Genomic DNA, 7564 nt, shown 5'->3' with positions numbered 1-7564 from the left:
CCACCCCCCAGGTCATGCGTTCGACAGGGGGCAAAAGCCATGCCGGACCCGGAGGCCAGGAGCCCCATTTCAGGACCACGAAAAAGGTAACGGGGTGACCATCGACTTCAGGACCCAGCCCACGAATCGGGACAGCGGTACGCCCTCGACCGGCTCCCACCACCGGCGCGGCGGCGCGCCCGGCGTCGGGTCGGCGAACGTGACGAAGCGGCGCAGCCCGTGGGTGAGGGTCCACGTCGTGGTGGTGTCGGTGGGGGTGGGCGTGGCTTCGACGGCGGGGACCGCGTCGAGCCAGGGGGCGGGAGGTGTACCTGGTGCGCGAGCGGGTGCGACCCAGCACACGGTGACGTCGTCGCGGGCCAGGTTCGCGGTTCTCGCGCGGATGGCGTCCACACGGATGGGCGACAGTTGGGCCTCCCAGGCCATGCGGTGGGTGCCGTCGGGGGAGGTCGCCAGGACGTCGGCGCGCCAGGAGCCGTCGGCCGCGGCCACCTCCAGGCGGGCGAACCAGCCCGCGTCGCGGACCGCGGTGAGCAACTCCAGTTTCAGGAGATGGTGTTCGAGGGACTCCTCGGCAAGTCGGCAGCACGGGGCGCCGGGGTCGTGTGCGAAGAACCGCAGGCCGCGTGGGGAGATCTTGGCGTGGGAGCCGTGCCCGCACGCCGGGCACGTCAACGCCGCCCGGGGCCGCGCGAGATGAACCTCGCCCCAGCGCCGCCCGCACCCCAGGTCGGGCAGGGTCGCGTCCAGCACGCCCCACTCCCGGTGAACCGCCGTGAACGCCACCGTGATCCCCCGGCACCGTCGAACCGGGTGTCGGGCCGTCACCGCGCACCGGTGGCGATCCGATGCCACGCCTCACGCGCCGGCGGTCCTTGCCCCATCATCGCCTCCGTCACCGACATCGGGCGTGTCGTCGCCGCAAGGCGTGCGTCGGGGTCCCGACCCGCCCCGCCGGGATTGATCCCGCCGACATGGGGACGTTCGAGCCGGATCGTGCGTGGGTCAACGCTCTTCGTCGTGCTCCCGGCGTCGGCGTGCGCGGCCTGCGTTGTCGAGGGCAATGTCGGCCTGGTTCGGCGCGCCGGCTCGGGTGTAGAGATTCGCGGCCTCCTTGAGTGCGTCCTCTGCGGCCTCGTAGTCGGCGCGTTCGACCGACAGTAGGCCGATCTCGTTGAGTGATTCGGCGGTCCCGAACAGATCGCCCTGCCCCGTGAAAAGGATCTGTGCCTGCCGCCAGGTGTGCATGACTTCGTCGTGTAGGCCCGCTTCGGCCAGGGCTCGGGCCTGATTGCCGATCGACTGCGCCAGGGCGCGAGGGAGGTCGAGATCGCGGTTGATGCGGGCGGCTTCCTTCTGGGCGGCCGCCGCCTCGTCGAAGCGTCGGCTTTGGCACAGGACGAGGCCGATGTTCTGTCACGACCGTGGCTGGCCTTCGAGGTCGTCCATGGCCAGGAACAGGGTACGGGCCTCGATGTGGGCATTCTCGGCTTCGTCGGGCCGGTGCAACTCGCCGAGGGCGATGCCGAGATTGTCCAGGGCATAGGCCTCGCTGCGGACGTCGCCCTCCTCTCGGAGGAGGTCACGCGCCTTACGGTGCGAGTGGACCGCCTCCGTGAAGCGCCCCAAGTCTCGCTGGACCACCCCGATGTTGTTCCAGGTGGTGGCGAGTTGATGCGTCTCGCCGAGTTCTTCGAAGATCCTGACAATCGACGCGTAGGCGGCTTCGGCCTCGGCGAGTTCCCCGCGTCGACGCCGGATGATCGCGATGTTCCCCCGGTTCAGGGCCTGCGCGCGGAGATCCCCGAGGTTGCGCGCGCCGAGCGCGCGCTGCTGGTGCTCAAGGGCTTCGGGGAAACGTCGGGCGTGGCGCAGGGCCAGACCGAGTTCGGCGTGCATGTTCTGCTGCGCCGCGCGAGCGTCGAGCTGCCGGGCAGCGGCAAGCCCGTGGCCGGCGAGGGTGATCCACGCGTCGACGCGTCGGGAACGAATGAGGTACATGCCCAGGCAGGCGGCGAGTTCGACGGCGATGGCCGGGTGACCCAGGGCGTCGGCGCGGGCGGCGACGGCGAAAAGGTTGTCGCGTTTCTCGTCCAGCCAGGCCATGGCCTGTCGCACGGTCTCGAATCGTGGCGGCGCGATGGCCGGTCCACCCAGAAGCGGTACCGCAGCGCGGACGTGTCCGCAGTAACGGCGGAGTAGGCGAACGATGGCCGGGCCATCGTCTGTGGGTGCCTGTTCGGTGGTGTACAGGCGCAGCAGGTCGTGCATGGACCAGCGTTCGCCGTCGATGTCGAGGAGGTGTCGGCGGGCGAGTTCGCGAAGGACACGTGTGGTGTGTTCTTCGGTGGTGTCGAACAGCGCGGCGGCTGCGGACGTGGAGATGTTCGGGCCGGGGTCGAGGGCGGTCAGGTGGAAGGCCCGGGCGTATTGGGGATTCAGGCGGCGATGGGAGAGTTCGAACGCGGCTCGCACGGCCAGGGTGCGGCCTTCGGCGTCCTGGTCGTCGTAGGCGACGGTGTCCAGGCGGTGTGTCTCGTCGGCGAGGTCCTGTGCCAGGGCGGCCAGGGTGCGTCCGAGGTCGTCCAGGAGCAGCGGCCTCGGCCGCCCTCGTCACGGCGACGACCTCGCTCGCCTGCACCCACGAGTCCGCGTCCGCCGCGCCACCGCTCGCCGACCTGCCGCCCGTGCTCGCGGGAGCCACCCGGGTCGTGGCCGACGGACGCGGCGCCGACCCGACCGTGCGCCTGGACGGCGCCGAAGGCCGCGAACCCGTCATCGGACTACGGGACTACATCAGCTTCCTCGCCGCCACCGACATGACGGACCGCCAGGGCGCCTACTACCTGTTCCCGATCCAGAACGGCGCGGACCCCCACCCGAACCGCATCGTGGTGGTCACCGCCGAACGCGGCCCCACCCCCGCCTCGGACGTGTTCGCGAAACTCTCCGACAGGATCGAGAAGCTGCAGGAGGGCGTACCGCTCGACCCGGGCGAACAGCACATCCTCGAACCCGGCAACGGCGGCCGGATCACCTGCGACCACCTGCCCGCCAAACCCGCTCCCGACAGTCGAACCCCGCCGCGGCGGGCGTACGCCTCCTGCACCTGGGCCGACCGCGACCACCTCGTGCGCGTCAACTCCTCCGACACCGACATCCCCGCCGTCCGCGCCATGATCGACACCATCCGCACCGCCGTCCCCACCACCACGCCCCGCTGAGCACCCCCCGACGCACGCGCACCGCAGCGGAACCGGGACGATCCGGGTGCGGCCAGGCACGCGCACCCGGCCGCGTTCCCTCGGTCCCGGTACCGCGCGCTCGTGGCATCCGGGAGCGAGCCGACGCGGGCCCGCAGCCGCGGACCGCTCACGGCTCGGACGGAGCGCGGGGCGGTGACGCGTTCGGCCGACCCGGAAGGTCGGCCCGTCTTCTTGCGTGGTCGGGCCGCGTCGTTGCCGCCCTTCGTGCGGCCGGGGTGCGTGTCTCCCGGACGCGGTAGCCTCCGCCCGTGACCCACAGCCCGCCGCCCGAGGCGTTTCCCGAACACCGGGTGATCCTGGATGACACCGACTGGGCTTCCTTGATGGCCTCGCACGGGAACGGCGGTTTCCTGCCCGCCGCGCTGGCGCGACTCCTCGACGCCGACCCCGCAGTCCGGGCGGCCGCCTCGGAGGAAGCGCTGATCGGGCACCAGAACACCATCTACGAAGCCACCGTGCCCGTCGCGCGGTTCGTCGCCGCGGTCCTCGATCATCCGGCCACCGCGGCGGGCGAGGACGACACCGCGACGGACGGGGGCGCGTCACGCCCGCCGACTCGCGCGGTACTTCTGGAGTGGCTCGGCGACACGGCATTCGACGCCGACGACGAAACCGTGGCCTGCGGCAACCGACGCCTCGAAGGCCGTTACCTCGACATATGTACGGACGTGAGGGCCTTCCGGGACCTTCGCCCACGGTTCTTCCGTGCGGTCCGGCCGTTCCTCGACGCGGACGACCCCGCCGTTCGGGACGCGGCCGTCCTCGCCGCCATCCCGCTCGCGGAACACCCCGACCTCACCGGCCACCACGACGAACTCGCGACGCACACCCGCCGCCTGCTCGCCACCAGCACCGACCGCTACACCCGCGGCCGCGCGCTGGACGCGCTCGGAAGCTGGGGCCACGACGTCAGCGCTCTGGAGAACCCCGACGACGTCGAAGCCCGTGAGGCCTACGCCCGTTTCCACGCAGAGCGCGAAAACCCTGGCGATCGGGGCGGCTGCGCCGACGATCCGCCCTTCTGATGGCTCAGCGGCGAGCCTGGGCGCATGAGCGCAAGGGCCTGCCGGGCGAGGTGGAAGCCTGCCGCCCTTCCTGGACTTCGATCCCCCGAGTCGGACCGGCTCCACCTCGACCTGCCCTGCCGGGCAAAGCCGGCCAGGACACACCTTGCCGCGCCGCCCTCGACAGCGCGAGATGTCCCGGAGGCTCAGCCGGCGCTCCCTCGGCTTCGGTGCCCGTAGCGGCTCAGGCCCGCCGAACGCCGCCCCGGGGGTTGGAGGTCGGCGTAGGGGTGCCGGCGGGCGCCGGTGCCGTGGACCAGGACGCGCCGCGGTTGGGCGGGGGTGGGGTGCGGGGCGGGCGCGCCGAGCAGGTCGAGGGCGGCCCGGGGGCCGTGGTCGCGTCGGGCGGCGGCGATCTCGTCGAGGTCCCAGGCCATGGTGGCGACGATGGTGCGTCGACGGCCGCGGACCTGGACCTTGCCGCGGATCAGCAGCAGTCCGGAGTGGAAGACGGTGTGGGCGCAGGCCGGGTGGGAGTCCTCGAAGAAGGCGACGTCGACCAGTCCCGAGCCCTCGTCGAGGGTGACGAAGATGACGCGTTTGCCGGAGGCGATGGGTGGGGTCTGGGTGGAGGCGCGGACGCCGGCGACCAGGACCGCACAGCCGGGGGGTGTGTCGGCGAGGTGGGCGTCGACGGCGCCGATCTCGCGGAGCAGTCGGTGGTGGTAGTCCATGAGGTGGCGGGTGACGTCGATGCCCAGGATGCGCAGTTCGGCGCCGACGGCTTCGCGGGTGGTCGTCTCGGGGAGTCCGCTGGGGTGGGTGGCGTCGAGGAGGCTGTCGGCGAGCGGGAGTTGGCCGTCGCCGACCGTGCGGGTGCGGCGGTGGAGTTCGGGGAGTTGCAGGAGCAGGTCGCGGCGGGTGAGGCGGCCGTCGTGAACGTGGTCGAGGGCGCCGATGCGGGCGAGGTGTTCGGCGGTGGGCAGGGTGGGGTGGGCGCGTTGCCACAGGTCCGTCAGGGAGGTGTAGGGGTGGCTGGCGGCGATGCGGGCGCATTCCTCGTCGGTGATGCCGCGCACCGCCGACAGCGCCAGGCGCACGCCCCAGGTTCCGTTGGCGGCCTGTTCGAGGGTGTGGTGGGGGTGGGAGTGGTTGACGTCGACGGACTGGATCGGCACGCCGTGGCGGCGGGCGTCGGCGACGATCACCCGGCGCGGCCACATCCCCGGGTCGTGCTCGAGTAGGCCGGCGTACAACGCGGCGGGATGATGCGCCTTCAACCAGGCGGACTGCAGCGCGGGGACCGCGAACGCCACCGCGTGCGCCCGGCAGAATCCTTCTCCGAACTAAGCGATGGCATCGAGGAGTTGGGCTCGTTGGCGAGACAGTTGCGGGCTGTTGGGGGCATCATGGGCTTCAAGAGGAGCCCACCGTCAAAGGACCGCTCTCGGCGGATCGGCTTCTCCAGCCTGTCGACGTCACCGTTGGCGTTGACTGCCGGTGGACCGAACTTCGAGCACGCGCCGCGCGTCAACCGCGTTGGCCCGTCTCGGAATCGGCTCGTGGCGATGGCGGGGGATACCTGTCCGGTGGTCCGCGGCCTCGCCATGCCCTGCATCAGGGTCCGGACTGCCTTGTCCGAAAGGACCCGCTGTGGCAGATGTTCTCTCGGTGGTTGCAGGAGTCCTCGGCGCTCTGAGCGCCGCAATCACCCTGGCAGTCGAACTGCGTCGAACCAGGTCGCGTCGCGACGACGAAGGCGGAACGCCCGAGCCCGAGGGTGATCGCCCCTCGGCCTGATGATGGTGCGGGGCCTGCGAACCGCGGGCCCCGCACTGCAGCCATGGTCACTCGGCGCCCTGTAAGAGGGCGGGAACGCCGAGGAAAACGGGGGAACTTCGGCGCTCTTCCCTGCTGCGGATCTGGGCGATCTTCTCCCCGGCCGCGGCGAGGCTCACGGCCAGGCCTTCGGCCTCGCCAAGCCAGCCCTCACGTTCGGCCTCCGCGATGCAATCGCCGAGGTTCTGACGGATTTCGAGCAAACGTGGAAGTTCCTGGGAACTCACGATAAGCGCGGGGCAGCGAACACAAGCTTATCCGAACTAGGGCGTGTATCGGGTCGTGATCAATCTGTGGGATTCGTCGTCAAGACGGTCCTGGTCTGGTAGATCGCCTTGTCATGACGCGACAGCAACTGACGGACGTGGAGTGGGAGTTCATCGAGCCGTATCTGCCGATCGGTGCGTACGGTCCGTATCCCGAGCGGCTACGGCAGCAGTTCGAGGGCGTGATCTGGAAGTTCCGGACGGGTGCGCAGTGGCGTGAGATGCCGGAGCGGTTCGGTGCGTGGCCGACCGTGCACAACCGTTTTCGGCAGTGGCGGGACGTCGGTGTCTTCGAGGCACTGTTGGAAGGCCTGATCGCGGAGGCTGCGAAACGGGGCGAGGTGGACCTGTCACTGGTGAGCGTGGACTCGACCACCGTCCGGGCACACCACGACGCCGCCGGGATGCGTCTCGACCCCGAAACGCTCACCGCGCTGGAGAAGGCCGCCGCCGAGGAGGAGAAGGCCCGGCAAAAGGGGGCAGCCCGGAGGGACAAGACGGGAACGGAGCCGGAATCGACCCGGAGCGGGAGGAACGACGACGTGTCCGGCGCCGACACAAGGTCCGACTGAGGGTTGCTCTGCTCGGGCGATCGAGGGGCGGGCGGACCTCCAAGATCCACCTCGCCTGCGACCGCAACTGTCGCCCGTTGGCCTTCGTCCTGACTGCGGGACAGGCCGCCGACAGCCCGCAGTTCGTCCCCGTGCTCGGAAGAATACGGGTCCGCGGGCCCGTCGGGCGTCCCCGCACCCGACCCGACGCGGTCGCCGGGGACAAGGCCTACTCGTCCCGCGGCAACCGCGCCCACCTGCGGAAACGCCGCATCAAGGCGGTCATCCCGGAGAAGAGCGACCAGGCCGCCAACCCCAAGAGGAAAGGCAGCGGCGGCGGCCGGCCCGTCGGCCACGACGCCGACCTCTACAAGGAACGGAACACCGTCGAGCGCCTGATCAACAAGCTCAAGGCCTGGCGCGGCATCGCCACCAGATACGACAAGATCCCCGAGAGCTACCTCGCCCTCCACCTTCGCGCCGCGATGATCTGGGTCAACACCCTCAGCCGAAGCACCAGTTGATCTCAACTGGATACGCGCCCTAGCCGATCCGCCAGCGCTGAGTAGGAGCGCAGTCGAGATACTGAAAGCAGTGGGCAGAAACCTCGCCGTCTGGGAGCATCCGGGCGTGTCACG

At 70.6% G+C, this 7564-nt stretch carries 6 protein-coding genes and 2 pseudogenes; 3 read left to right on the top strand and 5 right to left on the bottom strand.

The genetic code is table 11. From position 1 onward, the window contains the following. Positions 1-69: 69 nt before the first annotated feature. From ABZ374_RS47630 to ABZ374_RS47620, 3 genes are all read right to left on the bottom strand, one after another. Positions 70-753 carry a competence protein CoiA family protein gene (locus tag ABZ374_RS47630; protein WP_360324847.1) on the bottom strand — a complete coding sequence of 228 codons (684 nt, stop codon included), beginning with the start codon at positions 751-753 and terminating at the stop codon, positions 70-72. A 252-nt stretch (positions 754-1005) separates the two neighbouring features. Next, complete coding sequence (locus ABZ374_RS47625; protein ID WP_360324845.1) at positions 1006-1248, bottom strand: hypothetical protein; 243 nt, start codon at positions 1246-1248, stop codon at positions 1006-1008. A 168-nt stretch (positions 1249-1416) separates the two neighbouring features. Continuing rightward, on the bottom strand, positions 1417-2271 hold the full coding sequence (locus tag ABZ374_RS47620) for a tetratricopeptide repeat protein (RefSeq protein WP_360324842.1): 855 nt from the start codon (positions 2269-2271) through the stop codon (positions 1417-1419). 440 nt (positions 2272-2711) lie between these two features. Here ABZ374_RS47620 and ABZ374_RS47615 point away from each other — a divergent pair, with 440 nt between their 5' ends. Then, positions 2712-3224, top strand: coding sequence for a hypothetical protein (locus tag ABZ374_RS47615; RefSeq protein WP_360324840.1), 513 nt, complete (start codon positions 2712-2714; stop codon positions 3222-3224). 290 nt (positions 3225-3514) lie between these two features. Beyond that, positions 3515-4291, top strand: a complete 777-nt coding sequence (locus ABZ374_RS47610) for a hypothetical protein (RefSeq protein ID WP_360324837.1) — start codon at positions 3515-3517, stop codon at positions 4289-4291. Positions 4292-4476: 185 nt separating this feature from the next. On the opposite strand, the pseudogene ABZ374_RS47605 reads toward ABZ374_RS47610, so the two are convergent. Together ABZ374_RS47605 and ABZ374_RS47600 are read right to left on the bottom strand one after the other, a co-directional pair. Next, a pseudogene (locus ABZ374_RS47605) lies at positions 4477-5607 on the bottom strand (DNA polymerase III subunit alpha); the annotation flags it as partial. A gap of 510 nt (positions 5608-6117) precedes the next feature. Continuing rightward, entirely contained in the window at positions 6118-6312 is a 195-nt protein-coding gene (locus ABZ374_RS47600; RefSeq protein WP_360324834.1) for a hypothetical protein, read from the bottom strand. Positions 6313-6449: 137 nt separating this feature from the next. On the opposite strand from ABZ374_RS47600, the pseudogene ABZ374_RS47595 reads away from it, so the two are divergent. Beyond that, a pseudogene (locus ABZ374_RS47595) lies at positions 6450-7450 on the top strand (IS5 family transposase). Positions 7451-7564: the final 114 nt, after the last annotated feature.

It is taken from the genome of Embleya sp. NPDC005971 (assembly GCF_040629175.1).
GTDB lineage: Bacteria > Actinomycetota > Actinomycetes > Streptomycetales > Streptomycetaceae > Embleya.
The sequence above is the reverse complement of the archived record's forward strand: the minus strand, read 5'-3'. Positions and strand labels throughout refer to the sequence as shown.